The sequence below is a fragment of the Desulfarculaceae bacterium genome (assembly GCA_020444545.1).
GTDB lineage: Bacteria > Desulfobacterota > Desulfarculia > Desulfarculales > Desulfarculaceae > Desulfoferula.
On record JAHLKT010000001.1, the window covers coordinates 702,837 to 724,886 of the forward strand.

At 67.5% G+C, this 22,050-nt stretch carries 22 protein-coding genes; 16 read left to right on the forward strand and 6 right to left on the reverse strand.

Features of this window, described 5'->3' with window-relative positions; translation table 11 throughout:
- Positions 1–73 precede the first annotated feature (73 nt).
- Both KQH53_03255 and KQH53_03260 read left to right on the forward strand, forming a co-directional pair.
- Positions 74–1,420 carry an SH3 domain-containing protein gene (locus KQH53_03255; protein ID MCB2225671.1) on the forward strand — a complete coding sequence of 449 codons (1,347 nt, stop codon included), beginning with the start codon at positions 74–76 and terminating at the stop codon, positions 1,418–1,420.
- Positions 1,421–1,561: 141 nt separating this feature from the next.
- Positions 1,562–2,131, forward strand: coding sequence for a C-GCAxxG-C-C family protein (locus KQH53_03260; GenBank protein ID MCB2225672.1), 570 nt, complete (start codon positions 1,562–1,564; stop codon positions 2,129–2,131).
- Between the two features lie 400 nt (positions 2,132–2,531).
- On the opposite strand, the gene KQH53_03265 is transcribed toward KQH53_03260, so the two are convergent.
- A complete protein-coding gene (locus tag KQH53_03265) occupies positions 2,532–3,788 on the reverse strand; it encodes a serine hydroxymethyltransferase (GenBank protein ID MCB2225673.1) in 1,257 nt (418 codons plus the stop codon).
- A 163-nt stretch (positions 3,789–3,951) separates the two neighbouring features.
- Between KQH53_03265 and KQH53_03270 the strand changes: the two genes are divergently transcribed.
- The 13 genes from KQH53_03270 to KQH53_03330 all read left to right on the forward strand — a co-directional run bounded on the left by KQH53_03270 (position 3,952) and on the right by KQH53_03330 (position 13,586).
- Positions 3,952–4,848 carry a DUF2156 domain-containing protein gene (locus KQH53_03270; protein ID MCB2225674.1) on the forward strand — a complete coding sequence of 299 codons (897 nt, stop codon included), beginning with the start codon at positions 3,952–3,954 and terminating at the stop codon, positions 4,846–4,848.
- 90 nt (positions 4,849–4,938) lie between these two features.
- On the forward strand, positions 4,939–5,718 hold the full coding sequence (locus tag KQH53_03275; protein ID MCB2225675.1) for a hypothetical protein: 780 nt from the start codon (positions 4,939–4,941) through the stop codon (positions 5,716–5,718).
- Between the two features lie 3 nt (positions 5,719–5,721).
- Complete coding sequence (locus KQH53_03280) at positions 5,722–6,069, forward strand: hypothetical protein (protein MCB2225676.1); 348 nt, start codon at positions 5,722–5,724, stop codon at positions 6,067–6,069.
- Positions 6,070–6,071: 2 nt separating this feature from the next.
- Positions 6,072–6,404: a hypothetical protein gene (locus tag KQH53_03285; protein ID MCB2225677.1), complete on the forward strand. Its 333-nt coding sequence runs from the start codon at positions 6,072–6,074 to the stop codon at positions 6,402–6,404.
- A gap of 14 nt (positions 6,405–6,418) precedes the next feature.
- A complete protein-coding gene (locus KQH53_03290; GenBank protein MCB2225678.1) occupies positions 6,419–6,634 on the forward strand; it encodes a hypothetical protein in 216 nt (71 codons plus the stop codon).
- Positions 6,635–6,643: 9 nt separating this feature from the next.
- Positions 6,644–7,630, forward strand: coding sequence for a GDP-mannose 4,6-dehydratase (locus KQH53_03295; GenBank protein ID MCB2225679.1), 987 nt, complete (start codon positions 6,644–6,646; stop codon positions 7,628–7,630).
- Positions 7,631–7,645: 15 nt separating this feature from the next.
- Positions 7,646–9,406 (forward strand): hypothetical protein, encoded by a 1,761-nt coding sequence (locus tag KQH53_03300; protein MCB2225680.1) that lies wholly within the window; start codon positions 7,646–7,648, stop codon positions 9,404–9,406.
- 46 nt (positions 9,407–9,452) lie between these two features.
- Positions 9,453–10,169, forward strand: a complete 717-nt coding sequence (locus KQH53_03305; protein MCB2225681.1) for a polyphenol oxidase family protein — start codon at positions 9,453–9,455, stop codon at positions 10,167–10,169.
- A complete protein-coding gene (locus KQH53_03310; protein ID MCB2225682.1) occupies positions 10,166–10,954 on the forward strand; it encodes a dihydroorotate dehydrogenase electron transfer subunit in 789 nt (262 codons plus the stop codon). The genes KQH53_03305 and KQH53_03310 overlap by 4 nt, the downstream gene beginning before the upstream one ends.
- The gene (locus KQH53_03315) at positions 10,954–11,619 is read left to right on the forward strand and encodes a transglutaminase-like domain-containing protein (protein MCB2225683.1); all 666 of its coding nucleotides are present in this window, start codon (positions 10,954–10,956) and stop codon (positions 11,617–11,619) included. Before KQH53_03310 ends, KQH53_03315 begins: the two co-directional genes overlap by 1 nt.
- Positions 11,616–12,551 carry a dihydroorotate dehydrogenase gene (locus tag KQH53_03320; GenBank protein ID MCB2225684.1) on the forward strand — a complete coding sequence of 312 codons (936 nt, stop codon included), beginning with the start codon at positions 11,616–11,618 and terminating at the stop codon, positions 12,549–12,551. The genes KQH53_03315 and KQH53_03320 overlap by 4 nt, the downstream gene beginning before the upstream one ends.
- Before the next feature lie 10 nt (positions 12,552–12,561).
- Complete coding sequence (locus KQH53_03325; protein ID MCB2225685.1) at positions 12,562–12,999, forward strand: nuclear transport factor 2 family protein; 438 nt, start codon at positions 12,562–12,564, stop codon at positions 12,997–12,999.
- Entirely contained in the window at positions 12,996–13,586 is a 591-nt protein-coding gene (locus KQH53_03330) for a GNAT family N-acetyltransferase (protein ID MCB2225686.1), read from the forward strand. Before KQH53_03325 ends, KQH53_03330 begins: the two co-directional genes overlap by 4 nt.
- A 455-nt stretch (positions 13,587–14,041) precedes the next feature.
- On the opposite strand, the gene KQH53_03335 is transcribed toward KQH53_03330, so the two are convergent.
- The 4 genes from KQH53_03335 to KQH53_03350 all read right to left on the reverse strand — a co-directional run bounded on the left by KQH53_03335 (position 14,042) and on the right by KQH53_03350 (position 19,109).
- Positions 14,042–14,755, reverse strand: a complete 714-nt coding sequence (locus KQH53_03335; GenBank protein MCB2225687.1) for a DUF3313 domain-containing protein — start codon at positions 14,753–14,755, stop codon at positions 14,042–14,044.
- Positions 14,756–14,830: 75 nt separating this feature from the next.
- On the reverse strand, positions 14,831–15,385 hold the full coding sequence (locus tag KQH53_03340; GenBank protein ID MCB2225688.1) for a hypothetical protein: 555 nt from the start codon (positions 15,383–15,385) through the stop codon (positions 14,831–14,833).
- Positions 15,382–17,280, reverse strand: coding sequence for a selenocysteine-specific translation elongation factor (gene selB / locus KQH53_03345; protein ID MCB2225689.1), 1,899 nt, complete (start codon positions 17,278–17,280; stop codon positions 15,382–15,384). Before selB ends, KQH53_03340 begins: the two co-directional genes overlap by 4 nt.
- 473 nt (positions 17,281–17,753) lie before the next feature.
- Positions 17,754–19,109 (reverse strand): DEAD/DEAH box helicase, encoded by a 1,356-nt coding sequence (locus KQH53_03350; protein ID MCB2225690.1) that lies wholly within the window; start codon positions 19,107–19,109, stop codon positions 17,754–17,756.
- 420 nt (positions 19,110–19,529) lie between these two features.
- Here KQH53_03350 and KQH53_03355 point away from each other — a divergent pair, with 420 nt between their 5' ends.
- Complete coding sequence (locus KQH53_03355; protein MCB2225691.1) at positions 19,530–20,093, forward strand: hypothetical protein; 564 nt, start codon at positions 19,530–19,532, stop codon at positions 20,091–20,093.
- A 28-nt stretch (positions 20,094–20,121) separates the two neighbouring features.
- On the opposite strand, the gene KQH53_03360 is transcribed toward KQH53_03355, so the two are convergent.
- Positions 20,122–21,624 (reverse strand): B12-binding domain-containing radical SAM protein, encoded by a 1,503-nt coding sequence (locus KQH53_03360; GenBank protein ID MCB2225692.1) that lies wholly within the window; start codon positions 21,622–21,624, stop codon positions 20,122–20,124.
- Between the last annotated feature and the right edge of the window lie 426 nt (positions 21,625–22,050).

Consider the following 22,050-nt stretch of genomic DNA (forward strand, 5'->3'; position numbering starts at 1 on the left):
TCCTCCGGGGTTGCGCGCAAACCGGGTTTGGTAAGATGCTATTGCATAAATACCACAACCCGAGGGACTTCTCTTGCCTTACCCGCGCCGTTTGACCGCAGCGACCCTGATTTTGGCCCTGGCCCTGGGCCTGGGGGCCTGCTGCGCCACCGCGCCGGGGCCCGGGGCGCTGATCAGCCTGCCCCAGGACCCGGCGGGCTACGCCACGGCCCTGGGGGCCACGGGCTGTTTGGTGCGGCCCGCCTGGCAAAAGGAGCAGGCGGCGGCCTATCTGCGGGAGTATTTCGCGGTGTGGGAGCGGGCCGCGCCCAAGCACGATCGCGCCGAACTGCTGGCCATGGGCCATCACCTGTGGGAGAAGCCGGGCGTCGGGGCCAACCTGCGGCCCCTGCCCGTGGGCTACGGCCAGGCGCTGCTAAAAGCGGCCCACGCCCAGGCCTACCCCAGCGCGAACTGGCAAGGCCTGACCCTGGAGCGCTGCGATCTGCGGGTGTTGCCCACCGCGCGGCCGGACTTCGGCCCCGGCGCGGGCGGGGGATACCCCTTTGACCGCTTGCAGCAGACCGCCCTGCCCGCCGGGACGCCGGTGCGGGTGTGGCACCAAAGTCCCCGGGGCGACTGGCTGGTGGCCGAGACCCCCCTGGCCCTGGGCTGGCTGCCCGCCAGGGTGGTGGGGCGGCTGAGCCGGGAGCAGGCCACGGTGTGGCAAGGCGGGCCCTTCCTGGCCGTGACCCGCGACCGCGCGGCCCTGCGCGACGGCGAGGGGCGCTTCGTCATGGACGGGGAGCTGGGCTGGCTTTTGCCCCTGCGCGGGGAGAGCCCCAAGGCCTGGCGGGTGCTCATCCCCCGGGCGCGGCCGGGAGGGCGGGCCGACCTGGCCCCGGCCTATTTGCCCAAGGCGGACGGGGGGCCCTTCCCCCTACCCCTGACGCCCGCGCGCCTGGCGGGCCTGGCCGCGCCGCTCATGGGCCAGCCCTACGCCTGGGGCGGGCTGGGCGGCGGGCGCGACTGCTCGTCCCTGCTGCGCGACCTGCTCATGCCCTTTGGCCTGTGGCTGCCGCGCAACTCCTCGGACCAAGGCAAGATGGGCCGGGTGGTTAGGCTGGAAGGCCTGAGCGGCGCGGCCAAGATCGCGGCCATCCGGCGCGAGGGGGTGCCCTGGCTGAGCATCTTATATTTGCCCGGCCACGTGATGCTCTACCTGGGCAGCCCGGGCGGCCAGCCCCGGGTGCTGCACGACATGTGGGGCCTCAAGACGCGGGGGCCCAGCGGCGAGGGCCGCCGGGTGGTGGGGCGGGTGGTGATAACCAGCCTGAGCCCCGGCGCGGCCCTGCCCGAGCTGGCCCGGCCCGAGGGGCTCCTGCTGCCCCGCATCAGCGCCCTGGCGGTTTTGGCCCCGCCCGAGGCCCGCTGTCCCTGATCCTTCCTATTTATTATTCCGATAGATATTCCAATTAGTAATCGTTATTTACGATTTTACCCTGCCTTGCCGCGCCCTTAATATTGAGGGGAGGCAATTCACCGAATTTTGTCCGGGGATTATTTCCGCGCGGGAAGCAACATGAACCCACCCGAGCCCCTTAGAAAAGAATCCGAGTCCGCCGAGTTGAGCCGCCAGGTGGCGGGCAAGGCCAAGGAGCTGTTCGCCTCGGGGCGCATGCTCTGCACCCCGGCGGTGGTCACCGCCCTGAACCACGCCCTGGGTGGCGGCCTGGACCAGGCGGTGATCAACAACCTCACCGCCGGGATGGGCAACGGCCTGGGCGGGTCGGGCTGCCTCTGCGGCGCGGTGAGCGGGGGCTGTTTGTCCCTGGGCCTGTTCCTGGGCAACGGCAAGGCCGGAGGACGCACCGCCAAATCGGTGGCCTCGGCCAGCAAGCGCCTGCACGACGAGTTCAAGGCCCAGCGGGGCTCCACCTGCTGCCGGGTGCTCTCCAAGAAGGTGAAGCACGACGCCAAGGCCCACATGGCCCAGTGCGCCGAGCTGACCGCCCTGGCCGCCGAGATGGCCGCCGGGGCCATTCTGGAGGCCCGGCCCGAGCTGGCCCAGGGGGCGGACCGGGAATACCTGGAGAGCGAAGTGAAGAAAAAGGGCGCTTTGTCCCGCCTGGTGACCGCGGTAATGCCATAGTTTGAACCCGCGCTTGCCGCGCGGTACAAAAAACTTTACCCGCTCCTCGGAGTGGCCTTTGGAGGCCTCACCGGGGGGCGGGTCGCTTTTTGCGGCTGAATTGAAGGCCTTGCATAAAAAAAGAGAGCGCCGGGTGGCTAGCCCCGGCGCGCTCTTGGAAAGGAGAAAAGGCTTTGAGAAGCTGGTCGGGCTCTAATACAAGCAATTAGAGTGCCAACCAGTTGCCCAAAGCCTTTTATTGTCTTTTTGCCTTTTATTCCGCGTTGTTGGCTTGGGGGGCCTTTGGCAGCCCCCTGAGTCCTAAAGCCGCTTCTGGTACAAATTTTTGAACCCAGGCAACGCCCCGGAAGGATTGACCGGCCAAGGGCGCTTAATCACGATGAAAAGCGCGGTTCAAAAATCAGCACTCCACGCCGGGGGTGATGCCGGGGGCCGGGAAGCCGGCGCAGAGGTCGGCCACCAGCTCGCGGATGTTGGCCAAGGCGGCCTCGTCCTCCACGTTGAGCGCGGTTTGGTGTACCAGCCCGGCAATCAAGTCCATTTCCGTCTCGCCCATGCCCCGGGTGGTCAGGGCCGGGGTGCCCATGCGCAGCCCGGAGGGGTCGTTGGCCGAGCGCGGGTCAAAGGGGATCTTGTTGGCGTTGGCCACGATGCCCGCCTGCTCCATAGCGTTTGCAAGAGCCTTGCCGGTCAGCCCGGCCTTGCCGGCGTCGATCAAGACCAGATGGTTGTCCGTGCCGCCGGTGACCAGCTCGAAGCCCCGGCTCATCAGGCCCTCGGCCAGGGCCTTGGCGTTGTTCACCACCTGGTGGCAATACTGGGCGTACTCCGGCCGGGAGGCCTCCTGCAGGGCCACGGCGATGCCCGCGGTGACCTGGTTGTGAGGCCCGCCCTGGATGCCCGGGAAGACCGCCTTGTCCACCGCCGCGGCCAGCTCGGCCTTGCACAGGATCATGCCGCCCCGGGGGCCGCGCAGGAGCTTGTGGGTGGTGGAGGTCATCACGTCCACGTGGGGGAAGGGCGCGGGGTGGTCGCCGCTCAGGCACAGGCCCGAGAAGTGGCTCACGTCGGCCACCAGCTTGGCCCCCACCTCGGCCGCGATCTCGGCAAAGGCCGCGAAGTCGATGACCCGGGGATAGGAGCTGGCCCCGCAGAAGATGATCTGGGGCTTGAACTCCTGGGCCGCCTTGCGGGCGGCGGCGAAGTCGATGCGCCCGGTCTCCTTGCTCAGGCCGTAGGCGGCGGACTCGTAAAAGATGCCCGAGAAGCTGGCCTTGGCCCCGTGGGTCAGGTGGCCTCCGGCCGCCAGGTCCATGCCCAGCACCCGGCCGCCCTTGCCCATCAGGGCCAGGTAGACCGCCATGTTGGCCGGGCTGCCCGAGTAGGGCTGCACGTTGGCGTGCTCGGCCTTGAAGAGCTCCTTGGCCCGGCTAATGGCCAAGAGCTCCACGCCGTCGATGTTCTCCTGGCCCTGGTAGTAGCGCTTGGCCGGGTAGCCTTCGGAGTACTTGTTGGCCAAGACGCTGCCCGTGGCGGCCAGGACCGCCTCGGAGGCGTAGTTTTCAGAGGGGATCATGCGCAAGACCGAGGCCTGGCGCTCTTTTTCTTGTTCGATTAGTTGGGCGATTTCCGGGTCGGTGGCGCGCAGGTGGTCCATGGAACTTCTTTTCCCCGAGTTAATTGCTTAAAGAATCCCTAAACATGGCATAGCACCCTCCGGTTGTCAACGATGGGGAGCTTGGCTCACGGCGGCCTATGCGGTACAACTTTAGACATAGCGCAACCAGTCCAACTACCCGCAAATGTTCAAGGAGCGCGCTTTGCCCTCAACCGAATACCAGGAGCTGGACCTCGCCGCCAAGCCGGTCTTCGACCGTCATCTGCACGAGGGGCCGCCCTGCATCAGCGAACTGACCTTTTCCAACCTTTTCATGTGGCGCCACCACTACCAGCCCCGCTGGCGGGAGGAGGCCGGCTGCCTGTTGGTGATGGTGTCGCCCGAGGGCGGCCCGGCCTTCGGCCTGCCCCCGGCCGGAGGCGGCGACTTCCTGGCCGCTTCCGAGGCCCTGTGCCGCGACCTGGCCGGGATGGGCGAAACCCCGCTGCTCCAGAGGGTGGGCGAGCGCCTGGCCCTGGCCCTGGACGAGGGCGACCGCTTCGCCATCGAGCTGGACCGGGCCAACAGCGACTACATTTACTTGGCTCAAGAGCTGGCCGAGCTGCCCGGGCGGCGCTTTCACCGCAAAAAGAACCACTTCAACAAGTTCGTCAAGACCTATGAGTTCGAGTACCGCCCCCTGGAGGCCGAGCTGATCACCCAGGTGTTGGACATGCAGGAGGAGTGGTGCCAACTGCGCGAGTGCACCGCCGACCCCGGCCTGGCCAGCGAGGACCAGGCCATCGTGGAGGCCCTGACCCACTACGCCCATCTGGACTACAGCGGCGGGGTCATACTGATAGACGGCAAGGTGGAGGCCTTCAGCCTGGGCGAGCCCCTGAACCCGGACACCGCGGTGGTGCACATCGAAAAAGGCAATCCCCAGTTCGACGGCATCTACGCGGCCATCAATAAGCTCTTCGTGGCCAACGCCTGGGCGGGCGTGAAGTACATCAACCGGGAGCAGGACCTGGGCCTGAGCGGGCTGCGTCAGGCCAAGGAGTCCTATCAGCCGGACCACATGGTCAATAAGTACGTGGTTACGCCGAACTTTCTCTAGATCGCCCCGCCCGGCACCGCTTGCGCCGAGGCCCCGATTGCGCTAGCCTGAGTCAGCGCCGCCAGATGGTGGCGCCAGAAAGGACTCGCCTTGGACCCGCAGTTCGACCTGAAACCCTACCAGCAGCGCCTGGCCCGGCTTTTGGCCGCCAGCGGCGCCCTGTTTTTCGCCCCGGAGCTGCGCCTCAAGGACGGCCGGCCCACCCCTTACTTCGTCAATTTGGGCAAGATCAACACCGGCCGCCTGATCATGGAGCTGGGCCGCTGCCTGGCGGGCTGGATCGCGGATCACGACCTGGCCGGCGAGGTGGAGGTGATCGTGGGGCCCAGCTACAAGGGCAGCGCCCTGGCCCAGGCCGCGGCCATGTGCCTGTGGCAGGACAAGGGCCTGGACCTGGCCTTTGACTACGACCGCAAGGAGGCCAAGACCCACGGCGAGGCCAGCGGGCAAAAGGCCATGTTCGTCACCGGCGCCCTGAAGGCCGGCAGCAAGATACTGATCATCGACGACGTGGGCACCTCCATGGCCACCAAGGTGGAGCTATTGGAAAAGCTCGACGCCGAGGGCAAGCGCCTGGGCGCGCCCTTCCAGACCGCCGGGGTGCTCCTGGCCGTGGACCGCGAGCAGACCCAGGCGGTGTACGACAGCGAGGGCAAGCTCACCGAGGGGGTGCGCGGCCCCGACGCCCTGGCCGCCTTCGTGCAGTCCACCGGGGTGCGCGTGTGGGCCCTGCTGGGCATCCGCGAGATGGTGCATTTCCTGGCCAAGGCCGGAGAGCCGGTGAACGTGGCCGGGACCATGCGCCCCCTGGAGGCGGCCGACGTAAAGCGGGTCGAGGAGTATTTGTCCGTGTACGGGCGGGAGCAATAAGTTTTGAAGCGGGCGATCGTATCGCCTATCCTCTCGGGCCTGGTGATCCCCGGCCTGGGGCAGCTGGTAAACCGCCAGGTGGGCAAGGGCGCCTTTTTGGTGGCCGCGGCCAGCCTCTTGTTCATGGCCACCCTGGGCTTCGCCCTGCACAAGATCACCCAAGCGGTGATCGCCCTGGATGGCTACAGCGGGCCGGACAAGTTCGGCGCGCTCCGGGCCCAACTAATCAAGGAAGGCACCGCCTGGTTGTGGGTGCTGGGCGGGCTCATGGCCGCCCTGTGGATCTACGCCATCTGGGACGCCTGGCAAGGCGGCAAGGCCCGTGACGCCCAGCTGGCCGGAGAGAAGTAAACATGCGAGCCATCATCCTGGACGAGCTGCGGCCCCCGGACATGGAAAAACTGACCGGGCATCTGCAAAACGAACTGGTTAGCTCGGGGCTGCCCGACGTTTTCTGGCTGGAGCTGCCCCCGGAGCTCTTGGCCCCGGAGCAGCGGGATCACGAGCAGTGCGGCCCCCACCGGGTGGCCGCCGTGTTGGAGCTGGACAGCCTGAAGCTGGAGCTTCTGGTGCGCTCGGCCACCAGCCTGCGCTGCTCCTGCACCGCCTACGCCACCAGCCAGCAGCGCGACTGGCTCCTGGCCTGGGTGGACCAACTCATCGACGATCTGGAGCTTAGTACATGATTCCCCGGGGAGGCATGCCCCCCAACCGCCGCCAGGGGGCCTACAAGGACCTGGAGGCCACCAGCCTATTCTGCCCCCGCTGCAAACAGGCCCAGCCGGTGCGCCGGCGTTTGCTCCTGGTTTTGCCCAGCGGCGAGAAATACTCCTACCACTGCGCCGTGTGCGGCGAAGAGGTGGGCAGCAAGCTGGAAAAGCAGGATATGAGCGGGGTGCTTTCCCCGTTTAAATAGGAGATTCGCTTGAACCAGCTCAAGTCTCAGCCCGTAAAGGTGCTCATCACCGGCGGGGCCGGTTTCATCGGCTCGCACCTGGCCACCCATCTGCTCTCCCTGGGCCAGCGGGTGGAGGTGATCGACGACCTCTCCACCGGCAGCATCTCCAACCTGGAGCCCCTGCGCGAGCACCCCGACTTCTCCTACCAGATAGCCGACATGCGCGACCTGCCCCTGCTGGCCGAGATGGTGGACCGGGCCCAGGTGATCTATCACCTGGCCGCCGCGGTGGGGGTGCGCCTGATCGTGGAGAGCCCGGTCAAGACCATCGAGACCAACGTGGGCTGCACCGAGGCGGTCCTCAAGCTGGCCAACAAGAAGGGCAAGAAGGTCATCGTGGCCTCCACCAGCGAGGTCTACGGCAAGAACGACCAGGTGCCCTTCGCCGAGGATCACGACCTGGTGATGGGCCCCACCTCCAAGGCCCGCTGGTCCTACGCTTGCAGCAAGGCCATCGACGAATTCCTGGCCCTGGCCTATCACAAGGCGCGGGGCCTGCCGGTGGTGGTAGTGCGCCTGTTCAATACGGTGGGCGCCGGCCAGACCGGGCGCTACGGCATGGTGCTGCCCAACTTCGTGCGCCAGGCCCTGGGGGGCAAACCCATCACCGTGTTCGGCGACGGCACCCAGAGCCGCTGCTTCTCCGAGGTGGGCGAGGTGGTCAAGTGCCTGGCCGCCCTGGCCGCCGAGCCAAAGGCGGTGGGCCAGGTGGTCAACGTGGGCTCCACCCAGGAGATATCCATCATGGGCCTGGCCGAGCTGGTCAAGGAGCTGACCGGCAGCGACTCGCCCATCCGCCTGGTGCCCTACGAGGAGGCCTACGAGGAGGGCTTCGAGGACATGCCCCGCCGGGTGCCCGACGTGAGCCGGCTGGAGAGCCTGGTGGGCTTTACTCCCCAGATGGGCATCGCGCCCATCGTGCAAACGGTGATCGACCATTATCGCAAGCTGTAGCCTGGGGGGGCGCGCTTGATACCGCTGATCATCTCCTTCGCCGTGGCCCTGGCCTCGGCCGCCCTGCTCACCCCGGTGGTGATCCTCTTGGCCCGCCGCTGGGGATGGGTGGTGCAGCCCCGCGAGGACCGCTGGCACCGCAAGCCCACCGCGGTCTACGGCGGGGTGGCCATCTATCTGGCCTTCCTGGTCTCCTTCTTCATCCTGGGGCGGCCCGGCCCCAGCAGCATGACCCTGGTGGGCTGCGCCAGCGCCATGTTCGTCATCGGGCTGGTGGACGACATCCTGGACCTGAAGCCCCAGGTGAAGTTTCTGGCCCAGCTCATCGTGGCCACGGTGGCCGTGGCCCTGGGCCTGAGCTTCAAGCTGCTGCCCTGGCCCTGGCTCAACGTGCCGCTGACCCTGCTGTGGCTGGTTGGGGTCACCAACGCGGTGAACATCCTGGACAACATGGACGGGCTCAGCTCGGGGGTGGCCCTGGTGGCCGGGTCCATGCTCTCGGTGATCTCGTTCATGCGCGGCTTCCCGGAGATGGGTTTCATCGCCGCCGGCCTGGCCGGGGCGGCGGGCGGCTTTCTCATCTACAACTTCAACCCGGCCAAGATTTTCATGGGCGACTGCGGCAGCCTGTTTTTGGGCTTCACCCTGGCCGCCTGCACCATCATGGGCTCAGGCGGGGCCAGCCCCCTGACCCTGTCGCTCTTGATCCCGGTGGGGGTCTTGGTGGTGCCCCTGTTCGACATCACCCTGGTGAGCTTCCAGCGCTCCACCCACGGCCGCTCCATCGCCCAGGGCGGGCGGGACCACTCCAGCCACCGCCTGGTGTTTTTGGGCATGAGCGAGCGCAAGGCGGTGTTGGTGCTGATCCTGATCAGCTTGGCCGGCGGCCTGGGCTCGCTGCTGCTGCAATATGTGAGCACTCTGGTGGCGGTGGTGATCCTGGCCATGGCCATGGTGGTGTTCATCTTCTTCGGGGTGTTCTTGGGCGGGGTGAAGGTATACGACGCCAACGCCCGGCCCGCCCATCGCTGGCAAAGCCCGGTGCTGGGGCGGCTGGTGCTCTACAAGAAGCAGCTGTTGCAAATCATGGTGGACCTGCTGCTCATCTCGGCGGCCTATAGCGCCTCCTGGCTGCTGCGCTTTGAGGGCCACCTGAACCAGGACCAGATGTATTTGCTCACCCACAGCCTGCCCATGGTGCTGGGGGTGAAGCTCCTGGCATTGTGGGTCTTCGGGGTGTATCGCGGCGAGTGGCGCTACGTGAGCGTGCACGCCATGATCCAGCTGGCCAAGGCGGTGCTGGTGGGCTCGGTGCTGGCGGTGCTGATGGTGCTGATGCTCTACCGCTTCGAGGGCTTCTCGCGGGCCGCGGTGATCATCGATTTCTTCCTGTGCTTCATGTTCCTGGCCGGATGCCGCTTTCTCTTGCGGGTGTTCAGCGAGAGCGTGTCCCCCAAGAAGGGCACCCCGGTGCTCATCATGGGCGCGGGCGACGGCGGGGCCATGCTGCTCCGGGAGCTGAAGAACAACCCCGCCCTGCCCTACGTGCCGGTGGGCTTCGTGGACGACGACCCGGCCAAGCGCGGCCTGGAGATTCACGGCATCTCCGTGTTGGGCAACCGCCACGACCTGCCCGGGCTCATCAAGCGCCAGCAGGTGCAACGGGTGTTCATCGCCATCCTCTCCTCGCCGGACGACAAATTCGAGGAGGTCTTCGCCATGTGCCGTGCCGCCGGGGCGAACTGCACCCGCATCCAGCCCATCATCAAGCTGTAAGCCGGGGCGCTTGCCGCCACCGGCTCGCGGAAGCTAAGCTTAAGCCATGAACCAAACCGCCCACCAAAGCCCCCCGTCCCTGTGGCGGCCGCCCGCCTTGGGCGCGCTGCCCGGCGTGGTGGCCGCGGCCAGCAACCGGGCCTGGGGCGACCTGGCCGGGACCACCCCCGAGGCCGAGGCCAACCGGGAGCGGCTGTGCGCGGCTTTGGGCCTGGAGGCCCTGGCCTGGGCCCACCAGGTGCATGGCATCGAGGTGCTGGCCGTGGATGGAGAGGGGCCCCAGGGCGAGGCCGACGGCCTGGCCACCAACCGGCCGGGCGTGGGGCTACTCATCAAGCAGGCCGACTGCCAGGCCCTGGTGCTGGCCGCCCCGGAGCGCGGGGTGATCGCCAATCTGCACGTGGGCTGGCGGGGCAACGCGGCCGGGATGCCGGGGCGGGGCGTGGCCTTTTTGCAGGAGCGCTACGGGGTGGAGCCCCACGAGCTCTTCGCGGCGGTGAGCCCCAGCCTGGGGGCCTGCTGCGGCCAGTTCGTCAACTGGCGCAACGAACTGCCCGAATCGTTTTTGGCCTTTCGCCGTGGCGAGGACTGCTTTGATTTAGAGGCGGCCACCCGAGCCCAGCTAATCGCCGCCGGGCTGAGGCCCGAGCGCATCGAGACCAGCGGAGTGTGCACCGTGTGCGACCGAGACTACTACTCTTATCGCCGCGACCACGGGACCGAGCGCTTCGGCACCGTGGCCGCTTTGGCGGTGCGGCCATGAGCGCCAGCCTGCGAGCCAAGGTGCTGGCCAACCGGCCGGTGGGGCCGGGGGTGTACCTGATCACCCTAAAGGCCCCGGCCATCGCGGCCAAAGCGCGGCCCGGCCAGTTCGTGATGCTCCGGGTGTCGCCCGGCGCGGAGCCGCTGCTGGCGCGGCCTTTCTCCATCCACGGCGTGGAGGGCGAGAGCGTGCTGGTGCTCTACCAGGTGGTGGGCCGGGGCACCCGCCTGCTGGCCCAGGCCGCCGAAGGCCAGGAGCTGGTGATGTGGGGGCCCCTGGGCCGGGGCTTCGAGCTGAGCGGGGCATCGCGGCCGGTCTTGGTGGGCGGGGGCATGGGCATCGCGCCCCTAGCCTTTGCCGCCCAGCGGCTGAGCGAAATGGGCCAAGAAACAAGCCTGCTCTACGGCATGGCCGGGGCCAAGGGCTTCGAGCCGCTGATGGAGACCTTCGACGCTCGCCTCGACCCCGAGAAAGTGACACTCGGCTACGCCAGCGAAGACGGCAGCATCGGCCTCAAAGGACTGGTGACCGCTCTGCTGAAAGAGACTCTGGCCCAAAAGCCCGGCGCGGTGCTGACCTGCGGCCCCACGCCCATGCTCAAGGCGGTGGCCACCCTGGCCCGTGAACACGGGGCGAAATGCCAGGTGTCCCTGGAGGCGCCCATGGCCTGCGGGGTGGGGGCCTGCCTGGGCTGCGCCATCCCGGCCGCAGCCGGGGGCTATGTGCGGGCCTGTCAGGAAGGCCCGGTGATGGACGCGGAGCTGGTGGACTGGGGGAGGATGTGATGCCCGAGGAAGTGCCTCTGGAGAGCTTTCTGGAGCCCGCGCCGGGCGTGCAGTGCGAGCCGCGCGAGGTCTTCGACCTGGCCCGCCAGACCGCGCGGGGCGGCCGGAACGACGTGGAGGCCGCGCAAAAGCTCTTCGAGTTCGTGCGCGACACGGTGCGCTACAGCGTATCGGTGCCCTTCGAGCCCATCGAGCAGTACCTGGCCCTGAACACCCTGGCCCGGGGCAAGGGCTACTGCGTGCAAAAGGCGGCGTTGCTCTGCGCCCTGGCCCGCGCGGTGGGCATCCCCTCGCGGCTGGGCTTCGCGGACATCGAAAACGCACAGCTTCCCGAGGAGCTCTACGAGATCACCGGCGACAACGTCTTGCAGTACCACAGCTTCGTGGAGTGGTTCATCGGCGGCCAGTGGCAAAAGGCCACGCCCAGCTTCGACGCACAGCTGAGCGCCCAGCGGGGCTGGCGCCTGGTGGAGTTCGTACCCGGCGAGGACCTGCTCTTGCCCGCCTTCACCCTGGACGGGCGGCCTCACATCCGTTACATCCAGCAGCGCGGCTGGCGCTACGGGGTGCCTTTGGAGGAGATGATGGCTACCTGGGAGGCCAAAGTGGGGCCGGGGCGCATGGACGCCTGGCGGGCCCGCTACGACTGGGAGGGGCAGGCATGAGCGCGCCCAACATGGCGGTGATGGTGGGCGGGGTGGAGCTGGCCAACCCGGTGCTGGCCGCCAGCGGCACCTTCGGCTACGGCCGCGAGTACAGCCCCTATCTGGAGCCCGGGGCCATCGGCGGGCTGGTGACCAAGGGCGTGAGCCTAAGGCCCCGCGAGGGCAACCCGCCGCCCAGGATCGTGGAGACCGCCAGCGGGATGCTCAACTCCATCGGCCTGGCCAACGTGGGGCTCGACGAGTTCATGCGCGATAAGCTGCCCTGGCTGGCCGGGCAGCCCGGCGCGGTGGTGGTGAATCTCTACGGCGAGAGCATCGAGGAGTTCGCCGAGCTGGCCCGCGTGTTGGGCGCGGCGGACGGCGTGGACGCCCTGGAGCTGAACGTGTCCTGCCCCAACGTGAAGGAAGGGGGCATGGCCTTTGGCTGCGTTCCCGGCGCGGTGGGCCAGGTGACCGCCGCCGCGGTGTCCGAGGCGGGCGGCAAGCCGGTGTGGGTGAAGCTGACCCCCAACGTCGCCGATCCGGTGATCATGGCCGAGGCGGCGGCCCAGGCCGGGGCCCGCGCGGTGAGCCTGATCAACACCCTGCTGGGCATGGCCATCGACGCGCGGCGACGCGCGCCCAAGCTGGCCAATGTGGTGGGCGGGCTCTCGGGCCCGGCTATCAAGCCGGTGGGCCTGCGCATGGTGTGGCAGGTGGCCCGCGCCCTGGCCGCGCGCCACCCCGAGGTGGACGTGGTGGGCCTGGGCGGCATCATGAGCGGCGAGGACGCGGCGGAGTACCTGATCGCCGGGGCAGGCGCGGTGCAGGTGGGCACGGCCAGCTTCACCGAGCCGGGCGCGGCCGGGCGCATCGCCGGAGAGCTGGCCGCCTTCTGCGCCAATGAGGGCGTGGCCGACGTGAACCAGCTGAAGGGGAGCCTGAAGCTATAAGGAGAAAGCCATGAAGCTGACCCCGCAAAACATAGCCGAGGTGCGCATCACCTTGGACAGCTTTTGGGAGGCCTATGGCCGGGGCGACCTGGACGAGGTGATGAGCTACTTCCTGAAAGACGAGACCATCCTGGGCTTCGGAACCGGGGCCGACGAGCGGCAGGTGGGCTGGGAGGAGATGCGGGCCCAGATCCAGCGCGACCTGTCCCAGAGCTCCAGCCGCCAGGTGGTCATGGACTGGTTCAAGGGCGGCGGCCAGGACGGCGTGGCCTGGGCGGCCATGGAGTGCGACGTGCGGGCCCAGACCGAGGCCGGGCCCTTCGAGGGCAAGGTGCGCGAGAGCTTCGTGCTGGTCAAGACCGAGGACGGCTGGAAGATCGTGCTCGGCCACGCCAGCGTGCCCCTGGCCGAGCAGGAGGACGGGCAGAGCTTTCCGGGCCAGGCATGAGCAACAGCCACCGCATCATTGATCTAGCCGAGGAGCACCTACCCGGCGTCCTGCGCATCTGCCGCCAGGAGCTGGGCGAGGACTATCACGGGGAGGCCGACTTCCGGCGCTGCCTGGAGAGCGGGCGGCGCTTCTGCAAGGTGGCCCTGGACGAGGGCGGCGAGGCCATGGGCTTCGCCGTGGCCATGGTGCTGGAGCCCGGCCCGGCGGACGATTTCCTCAAGCTGCCTCCCTCGCCGGAGCGCGACCGGCTGCTGGCCGCCACCCAGATCGGCATCCTGGACGCGGCGGCGGTGGACCCCGCCGGGCAGGGCGCGGGCCTGGGCCGCCGCCTGGTCGAGGCCATGTACGCCAAGCTGGCCCAGCGCGGGGCCGAGGTGGTTTGCGCCATGGCCTGGAAGAGCGCGGACGGGCACACCAACGCGGCGCGCATCGTCGAGGAGCTGGGCATGGAAGAGGCCCTGGCCGTGGAGGGCTACTGGAACCGGGTGGTGGCCAGCCCGGAGGGGCATCATTGCCCGGTGTGCGGGGAGCCGCCCTGCCGCTGCTTCGGGGTGTTGTATGTGCGGAGGCTGGCCACGGAGTAGGCGAGGCGGGGCGAGCATTGGCCAGGCTCTCTCGGGCGGGGATGAACCCCGCCCCTACATTTTTCAACGACAACATTTAATATGCAGAGGAAAGCCCGCCTCGAAGAAGACGGGTGAGGTGGGGCAGGGATTGCCGCGTCGCGGCCAAGGGCCGCTCCTCGCAATGACAATCGTTTTATTGAAACCGAAGGTATTTCATTGCGAGCGGAGTGGAGCAATCTCTGCTCACAGGAGATGGCTACGTCCTTCCTGTGCCACCCACTGAAAACAGGGGACCTGGCTGCACCTCCTGTCGCGCCGCCGAGGCGCCGCGACCCAGACAGCAAGCTGTCTGGGCCACCCGGAGTTTTTCCTTACCAACTGCCTTTACCCACTTCTCTGTGCCCCATGAACAAAGGACCAAAAAGGAACGAGGCGGGGATTAACCCCGCCCCGCAGTGCGCTCGGCGATTGGTCTATTGCTGGGCGGGCGGCTTGCACTTGGCGCGCTTTTGCGCCTTGCACAGGCGGTAGGCCGCATCGTAGGCCCAGAAGGACATGGCCTGCTCCACGTCGCCCCAGGAGCTCATCTGGGCGTGGTCCAGCTGCTTGCCGCCCACGCGCTTGGCCACCCAGGCGGCCAGGAGCTCGCCGGTCTGGGAGTCGGCCACCTTGCAGGCGATGGCCGCCTCGCCCACGAAGGCCGGCGAGCCGGTCATGGCGTCCTTGAGGGTGGACAGGGCCACCGCCTGGGGCACCACCGAGGAGACCACGTCCAGCACCACCACCGAGGGCTCGGCCCGGGTGATGGCCACCTGCACCCGCAGGGTGCCCGGGCCGGGGATGGGCACCATGGTCAGCTCCTGGGACATTGCCTTGTGGATGACGCTGTAGAAGTAGTTGGCCAGAGCCTGGCGCTCCTTTTGGGTGATCTGCGGGTTGGCCTTGCCCGCTTCGCGCCAGAAGGTCACCGGGTCGAGCATCAGCTTGTCATAGGAGGCCCACTTGGCCTTGGGGTTGCTGTAGGTCCAGGCGGGCTGGTTGGGCCCCCCCTTCTTCAGCTTGGCCGCCACTTCGGGCCCCAGGAAGCTCACGGGCTTGGATACGCCCTCGTGCACCGATTTGGGTGCCTGGCAGGCGCTGAGGCTCAAGGCCGCGATGAGCAGAAAAACGCATCCCCAGATTTTCATCCCTAGTCTCCTTGGTTTAATCCCCAGGCAGGCGGCTGTCTTGATTATGCCGCCTGCCCCGGTGTGAGGCCAGGACTAATCCGGCGGATCGGCCACGGCCAGGCACAGGGACATGGCCAGGCATTCGGCCCAGGCCCAGGCGGGCGAGTACCAGGCGGCCAGCCCGGCCGGGATGAGCGGCGCGGCGCCATCCTCGCCCAGCTCCAGGGTGAGCAGCTCGCGGGAGAGCTTGCGCCCCTCGGCGTCGGCCTGCCAGCGCCCCACGTCGTGGAACAGGAGCACCTTGACCCGGCGTTGCCACTGGGCTTCTTCCAGCCACAGGCGCACCCCGGGCCGCCGGCCGCCGGGCAGGCGGAAGGTGTACTCGGCCAGGGAGAAGCTCTGAAACTGGGCGATGCGCTCCAGCATGGCGGCCAGGTGCTCGTACTTGTTCAGGTCGTCCACCCCGCCGCCGGGCAACAGGGGCTCCAGCGCGGCCACCACCGCGCGGGCCTGGGCCAGGATGGCGGCGAGCTGCCCCAGGAGGGGATCGCCGCCGGGCGCGCCGGTTAGCGGCGCGGGCGGATTGGCGGCCAGGCGGGCGGCCACCTCCAGGCACAGGGCCTTGGGGTCCGGGCCGCCCACGCTCATTTGCCCCGCAGGATGCGCTCGTCGCCCACCCGCATGGTCAGGTGGATGGAGTCGAAGTACTCCAGGAGCGGAATGATGTACTTGCGGCTGAGCCCGGTTATCTCCTTGAACTGGGCCGCGTTGATGCGCTCGTTGGCCTTGAGGAAATCAGTGAGGCGCTGCTTGAGCTCGGCCAGGGCCCCGCCGGAGTAGTAAAGCTCCTGCTTGATCTTGACAAGGGCGCCCTCGCCCACCAGCACGGCCAGTATCTCCTTGGCCTGGGCCGGGTCGGGCACCACGTCCTTGAGGTTGGGCGGGGTGAGGCCGCCCTCGGCATAGGCCCGCTCGATCTTCTCGCGCAGGGCCTTATCCGCGCCGGCCAGCTTCACCTTGTGCGAGGGCAGGCGCAGGAGGTCCTTCTCGGCCACCACCGCTTCGTCGCCCTCCAGCTTGCGCATGAGGTGGGCGAAGAGCTTGGCGTCGCCGGACTTGAGCAAACGGCCCTTGAGCTCCTCGCGGGACATGCCCGCCTTGAGGGGCTTGGCCGCGTGATAGGCGCCGAGCAGCTCCTGGACCTGATCGAACAGCTCGTTTTGCACCGTGGCCGCCACCATGCGGCCGCCTTCTTTGTCAAAGCGTACCAGCTCCTGCTTGGAGAGCATGTCGCCCACCAGGCTGTCCAGCTCCTTGGGGCTCAGGCTCACCAGGCGGCTGAGCTCGTCCACGGTGATGCCCTTTTCCCCGGCCAGGCGGGCGTGCACCGCCACCTGCTCACGGGGCTCGCCGCTTTTAAGGGCCTTCAGGTCGGCCATGACCTCGGGGCGGTTGCGCTTGCGGCGGCCGGGGTGGGGGTGCAGCACGATGCCGCCGGCGATGGTGTGCACCGGCGAGTAGGAGCGCAGCACGTAGCGGTCCCCGGCCATCACCGCCACCGGGGCCTCCAGGCGCACCTGGGCCAAGGCGCTCTCGCCGGGCCGGAGCTCGTCGCGGTCCAGGAGCATCACCCGGCCCAGGAGCTCGGCGCTGCCGGTGTGCAGGCGGATGGGCGCGCGGTGCTTGATGGGACGGGCCATGTCGGGCAGGGCGTTGAGTTCCAGGTCCAGCCACAGCGAGGGGCTCAAGGCTCCCGGCGTGGCCAGCACGTCGCCGCGCTCCACCCCGGCCTTTTCGATGCCTTGCAGGTTTATGGCGGTGCGCTGCCCCCGCCGGGCGGTGGTCACCTCGTCGTTGTGCACCTGGAGCCCGCGCACCTTGGCGGTCACGTCCTTGGGGTAGATGGTCACTTCCTGGCCCACGCTGATCTGGCCGCCGGTGGCCGTGCCGGTGATCACCGTGCCGAAGCCCTTCATGGTGAACACCCGGTCCACGGGCAAACGGAAGGGCCCCACGGCCGGGCGCTCCTCCAGGCGCTCCACCATCGTGGTCAGCTCGGCCTTGAGCTCATCGATGCCCTGGCCGGTGACCCCGCTGACCGGCACGATGGGCGCGCCCTCCAGGAAGGTGCCCTCCACGTACTCGGCCACGTCCTCAATGACCAGCTCCAGCCACTCCTCGTCCACCATGTCGGTCTTGGTGAGCACCACCAGGCCTTCGCTGACCCCCAGGAGCTTGCAGATGTCCAGGTGCTCGCGGGTCTGGGGCATGACCCCCTCGTCGGCCGCGATGACCAGGGCCACCAGGTCGATGCCCGCCGCGCCGGCCACCATGTTCTTGACGAACTTCTCGTGACCGGGCACGTCCACGATGCCCAGGCGCTGGCCGCCGGGCAGGTCCAGGTAGGCGAAGCCCAGCTCGATGGTGATGCCGCGGGCCTTCTCTTCCTTGAGGCGGTCGGTCTCGATGCCGGTGAGCGCCTTGACCAGGGTGGTCTTGCCGTGGTCGATGTGGCCGGCGGTGCCCAGGACGATCTGTTTCATGGCGGGCCTTTCAATGCGGGCGAAATAACGATTCGGTACAGCCAAATATATGGGCCGGGTGCGGGAAGCGTCAAGCGACGGGGGCGGCGGCTGGAGCGGGGAGCGGGGATGGGCCTGCCGAATTAGCTGGATGGCGGGAGTAACGGTATGGGACGCCGCCGTGAAGGTGGGCGCTCTCGGGCGGGGATAAACCCCGCCCCTACGTTTTTCTTTTCATTCCCTGCGCCATAAGCTTGCCACCATGGATAATCGCGGCCGCCCGCCGAACCTCTTGTCGCGCCGCCAAAGCGACGCGACCCAGACAGCAAGCTGTCTGGGCCACCCGGAAGAATCCTTCTTTTTTCCCCACCCTCTTCCTGCCCCTATGGGAAGGTGGAAGATTTCTTGTGGCATCGGGGAACGCCGCCGCCCCGACAGCAGGGCTATCGGGGCGGCAGGAAAAGGCGTTTGAGGCGGGGCGAGCCCGGAGGCGGCTAGGCCGCGGCGCTGGCCTGGCGCGAGGCGCGGCGGGCGGCGCGGCGGGCGCGCTTGGCCGGAGACTTGCCCGTCTTGGGGGCCTTGCCCGGCGCGGCGGCCTTGCCAGGCGCGGAGGCCTTGGCCGTCTTGGCGGCCTTGGCGGGCGCGGAGGCCTTGGCGGGCGCGGAGGCCTTGGCGGTCGCGTAGGGCTTGGCCGGCGCGGAGGCCTTGGCCGGGGCGAAAGGTCCCGGGCCCTGCACCGGCACCCGCTGCTTTATGAGCCGCTCGATGCCGCGCAAATAGTTGCGCTCCTCGGCGCTGCAAAAGGATATGGCCACCCCGTCCGCCCCGGCGCGGGCGGTGCGCCCGATGCGGTGCACATAGCACTCGGGCTCGTTGGGCAGGTCGTAGTTGATCACGTGAGTCACGCCTTCCACGTCGATGCCCCGCGAGGCGATGTCCGTGGCCACCAGCACCCTGGTGCGTCCGCTGCGGAAGCTGGCCAGGGCCCGCTGGCGGGCGTTCTGCGACTTGTTGCCGTGGATGGCCTGGGCGTTCACCCGGTTGGCCTCCAGCTGCCTGACCACCTTGTCGGCCCCGTGCTTGGTGCGGGTGAAGACCAGCACCCGGCGGGTGCCGGAGTCCTGGAGCACCGTGCCCAGCAGGGCGCGCTTGCCGGCCTGGGGCACGAAGAACACCCGCTGGTCGATGCGCTCCACCGGAGTGGCCACGGGAGACACCTGGACCTTGGCCGGGTTGGTGAGGATCTCACCGGCCAGCCTGGCGATGGTCGGGGGCATGGTGGCCGAGAAGAACAGGCTCTGCCGTGCCGAGGGGATGATGGCCAGCAGGCGCTTGATGTCGGGCAAGAAGCCCATGTCCAGCATGCGGTCGGCCTCGTCCAGGACGAAGACCTCCAGCTTGTTCAGGCGCAGGTTGCCCCGCCCGATGAGGTCGAGCAGGCGGCCGGGGGTGGCCACCAGAACATCCACCCCGCGATTGCAGGCCTTGATCTGGGGGCCCATGTTCACACCGCCCACCACCACGGCCAGGCTCAGGCGCAGATAGCGGCCGTAGCCGCGGAAGCTGTCGGCCACCTGGATGGCCAGCTCACGGGTGGGGGCCAGCACCAAGGCGCGGGCGTGGCGCGCGGCGGGCCGCTGCTTGTCGCCCGCGAGCCGGTGCAGGATGGGCAGCGCGAAGGCCGCGGTTTTGCCGGTGCCGGTCTGGGAACAGCCCAGCAGGTCGCGCCCCTCCAAAAGGGGAGGTATGGCGGCGGCCTGCACGGCGGTGGGGGTCTCATAGGACAGCTCGCGCAGGGCGCGCTGCAGGGGGGCGCCGAGCGCCAACTGATCAAAAGAACTAGGGGTCATCGTAGGATTTTTCCATGCAAAATTGGAGGGGGGGCCGAAGGCGCCGCCTCCTGATTATCAAAACATGACGCCGTTCCCCACGGGGAGAACAGGGCCACGCGGAACCAGAGAGCCTAAATTTTTCTGCTAATTAAGATTGGCGGGATGGGCCAGGGTCGTTAGCACGCACTTGGGCTATATGGTTATCTTCGCGGTAACTCTACCGGCTAATGCGGCCTTGTCAACTCGCCCCCGCCGCGACGGCTTTCCCGCGCCCGCCCCATCCGAGGCCTGACGCCATGCCCCGTAAAACCGACCAAAGACACACGGCGGGGGATTTATGCCGTAGAATGAAGCAATAGCGCCTACTCCGACACAAGCGGACCTCGGCGCGCCGCCACGCCGAGCTCTCTGCAACCCTAACCGGACGACAACCCCATAATGCCTATCGACCGCAGATGGACCAAGGCTCACACGGTGGTGAGCATAGCCCTGCTGAGCAGCCTGCTGCTGCTGTCGATGATAGGCAAGTGGGGGCCCTGGTTCGCCCAGGAGACCCCGGCCCCCCACCGACCCGCCACGGCCGGCAACCTGGTGCTGAGCATAGACAGCAACCTGATCCGCGCCCAGGTGATCATGGAAAACCTGGTGTTCGCCGAAGACCTCTCCGAACTGGCCCCCCAGGTGAAGACCGTGGACCTGCTGACCGAGGAGATCACCCGCGACTTCCAGGCCATGGCCGAGTTCTTCACCGGCGACAACCCCCAATTCAACCGGGCCCAAGACCTTTTCCGGGAATGGAAGGCCATCCGGGACCAGGTGATCAAGCTCAGCGCCGCCGGCCCTACCATCCGGGCCCAGAAAATGGTCCTGGGCCAGAGCGCGGCCCACGTCCAGAAGATCCGGGACGCCCTGGTCAAGCTGGAGCGCTTTACCAAAAAGCGGGGCGAGGAGTTCGACTCCAAGGCCTACCATACCTATCAAGAGGAGCAAAAGAGCCGGTAGCGCCCCCCCGCGCGTGCCGGCCCCCCGCCTACAGGCAGGAGTGGAAGACCTTGCGGAAGTGATAGCCGTAGATGGCGAAGGTCACGGCCATGGGGAAGCGGCCGGGGCGCCGGAACAGGGACCAGAGCAGGAGCTTCCAATACTGCCAGCGGGCCGAGTCCTTGACCCCCAGCACCAGCAGGGTCTTGGGGAAGGCCCAGGCGTAGCCGGAGTGCAGGCGCACATAGCCGGTGTGGAAATGGGCCCGGTTCTTCTCCGGGACGCGGTAATCCCGCAAGTAGTCGCGCACCCGCTTGAAATAGGGCTTGGGCGAGTAGATGCCGCTGATCACCTCGTTGTAGCCTTGGGACAGGGCCTCCAGGCCCATGCGGGGCATGATATTGGTGGAGAAGTCGGTGTTGTCGCCGGTGACCTCGGTGAGCAGGCGGCCCTCCTGGGTTATGCGCCGGTATAGCCGGCTGCCCCGGGGCGCGTTCAACAGCCCCACCATGGCCGTGACGATACGGCTGTTCTGGATCAGCTCGATCTGCTGCTCGAACACCGAGGAAGTGTCGCTGTCAAAGCCCACGATGAAGCCGCCGCGCACCTCCAGGCCGAAGCTCTGGATCTTCTTGACGCAGGCCACCAGGTCGCGGTTGCGGTTTTGCAGCTTGCTGCACTCGGCCAGGCTGTCCGGGTTGGGGGTCTCGATGCCCACGAACACCCCGTCGAAACCGGCCCGCACCATCATCTTCATCAGCGTTTCGTCGTCGCTCAGGTCTATGGAGGCCTCGGTGGAGAGCACGAAGGGATGGCGGTGCTGCTTCATCCAGCAGATCATGGCCGGCAGGACCTCGTCCTTGAGCTTGGCCCGGTTGCCGATGAAGTTGTCGTCCACGATGAACAGGGCTCCCCGCCAACCCGCGGTATAGAGGCTGTCCAACTCGGCCAGGACCTGATTGGCTCCCTTGGTGCGCACCTTGCGGCCAAACAGGGAGGTGATGTCGCAGAACTCGCACTGGAAGGGGCAACCCCGGGAGTATTGCAGGCTCATGGAGGCGTAGCGCCTGAGCTTGAACAGGCTCCACAGGGGCGGGGGGGTGTCGACCAGGGAGGGGTATTGGTCCGTGGCGTACAGGGGCTTGGCCCGGCCGGCCTCCAGGTCTTGCAGGAAGGGGGGCAGGGTTATCTCGGCCTCGCCCAGGACGAAGTGGTCCACGCCCTGGAAATCCTGGTGGCAGGTGGTGAAAAGGGGGCCGCCGGCCACCACCTTGACCCCCATGGCCCGGCAGCGGTCCAACAGCCGCTGGACGGACTTGCGCTGGATGGCCATGGCGCTGATGAACACGTAGTCGGCCCAGTGCAGGTGCTTGTCCCTGAGGGGCTCCACGTTCTCGTCGACGAGCTTCTTTTCCCAGGCCTCGGGCAGCATGGCCGCCACGGTGGCCAGGCCCAGGGGCGGGTGCAGGGCTTTCTTGGAGATGAACTTCAGGGCGTACTTGAAGCTCCAGAAAGTTTCCGGGTTTTGGGGGTAGATCAGGAGAGCTTTCATTTGAACACCGCTTTCAATTCCGCAATCAAGGCAGCCGCCGCGTTTACCCTGGGTGTGTTTCCGGGAGCCTGGAGGCGACGCCGCCCCTCGCTCTCTCCGGCGGCCAATATTTTAATTTCCTAAAAAAATACTATTTTTCTAGATTATATCCTTTTTGGGGGCCGCCGCCCGGTTTATTTGGGGAGGAGGCTGCGCCATAATCTTGCCGCCAGAGATAATCGCGGCCGCCCGCCACACCTCTTGTCGCGCCGCCGAGGCGACGCGACCCAGACAACACGCGGTCTGGGCCACCCGGAAGATTTCTTGTGGCAACGCGGGTGCGCCGCCACCCCGATAGCAGAGCTATCGGGGGCAGCAGGAAAAGCATGTCAGGCAGTGCGGCGGGTGCCATAGCCAGGGCAGGCGCTCTTGGGCGGGGATAAACCC

Coding starts and splice junctions, on each gene's coding strand:
- KQH53_03260 (MCB2225672.1), top strand. CDS start 1,562: ATGAACCCACCCGAGCCCCTTAGAAAAGAATCCGAGTCCGCCGAGTTG.
- KQH53_03265 (MCB2225673.1), bottom strand. CDS start 3,788: ATGGACCACCTGCGCGCCACCGACCCGGAAATCGCCCAACTAATCGAA.
- KQH53_03285 (MCB2225677.1), top strand. CDS start 6,072: ATGCGAGCCATCATCCTGGACGAGCTGCGGCCCCCGGACATGGAAAAA.
- KQH53_03290 (MCB2225678.1), top strand. CDS start 6,419: ATGCCCCCCAACCGCCGCCAGGGGGCCTACAAGGACCTGGAGGCCACC.
- KQH53_03305 (MCB2225681.1), top strand. CDS start 9,453: ATGAACCAAACCGCCCACCAAAGCCCCCCGTCCCTGTGGCGGCCGCCC.
- KQH53_03310 (MCB2225682.1), top strand. CDS start 10,166: ATGAGCGCCAGCCTGCGAGCCAAGGTGCTGGCCAACCGGCCGGTGGGG.
- KQH53_03315 (MCB2225683.1), top strand. CDS start 10,954: ATGCCCGAGGAAGTGCCTCTGGAGAGCTTTCTGGAGCCCGCGCCGGGC.
- KQH53_03320 (MCB2225684.1), top strand. CDS start 11,616: ATGAGCGCGCCCAACATGGCGGTGATGGTGGGCGGGGTGGAGCTGGCC.
- KQH53_03325 (MCB2225685.1), top strand. CDS start 12,562: ATGAAGCTGACCCCGCAAAACATAGCCGAGGTGCGCATCACCTTGGAC.
- KQH53_03330 (MCB2225686.1), top strand. CDS start 12,996: ATGAGCAACAGCCACCGCATCATTGATCTAGCCGAGGAGCACCTACCC.
- KQH53_03335 (MCB2225687.1), bottom strand. CDS start 14,755: ATGAAAATCTGGGGATGCGTTTTTCTGCTCATCGCGGCCTTGAGCCTC.
- KQH53_03340 (MCB2225688.1), bottom strand. CDS start 15,385: ATGAGCGTGGGCGGCCCGGACCCCAAGGCCCTGTGCCTGGAGGTGGCC.
- selB (MCB2225689.1), bottom strand. CDS start 17,280: ATGAAACAGATCGTCCTGGGCACCGCCGGCCACATCGACCACGGCAAG.
- KQH53_03350 (MCB2225690.1), bottom strand. CDS start 19,109: ATGACCCCTAGTTCTTTTGATCAGTTGGCGCTCGGCGCCCCCCTGCAG.
- KQH53_03355 (MCB2225691.1), top strand. CDS start 19,530: ATGCCTATCGACCGCAGATGGACCAAGGCTCACACGGTGGTGAGCATA.
- KQH53_03360 (MCB2225692.1), bottom strand. CDS start 21,624: ATGAAAGCTCTCCTGATCTACCCCCAAAACCCGGAAACTTTCTGGAGC.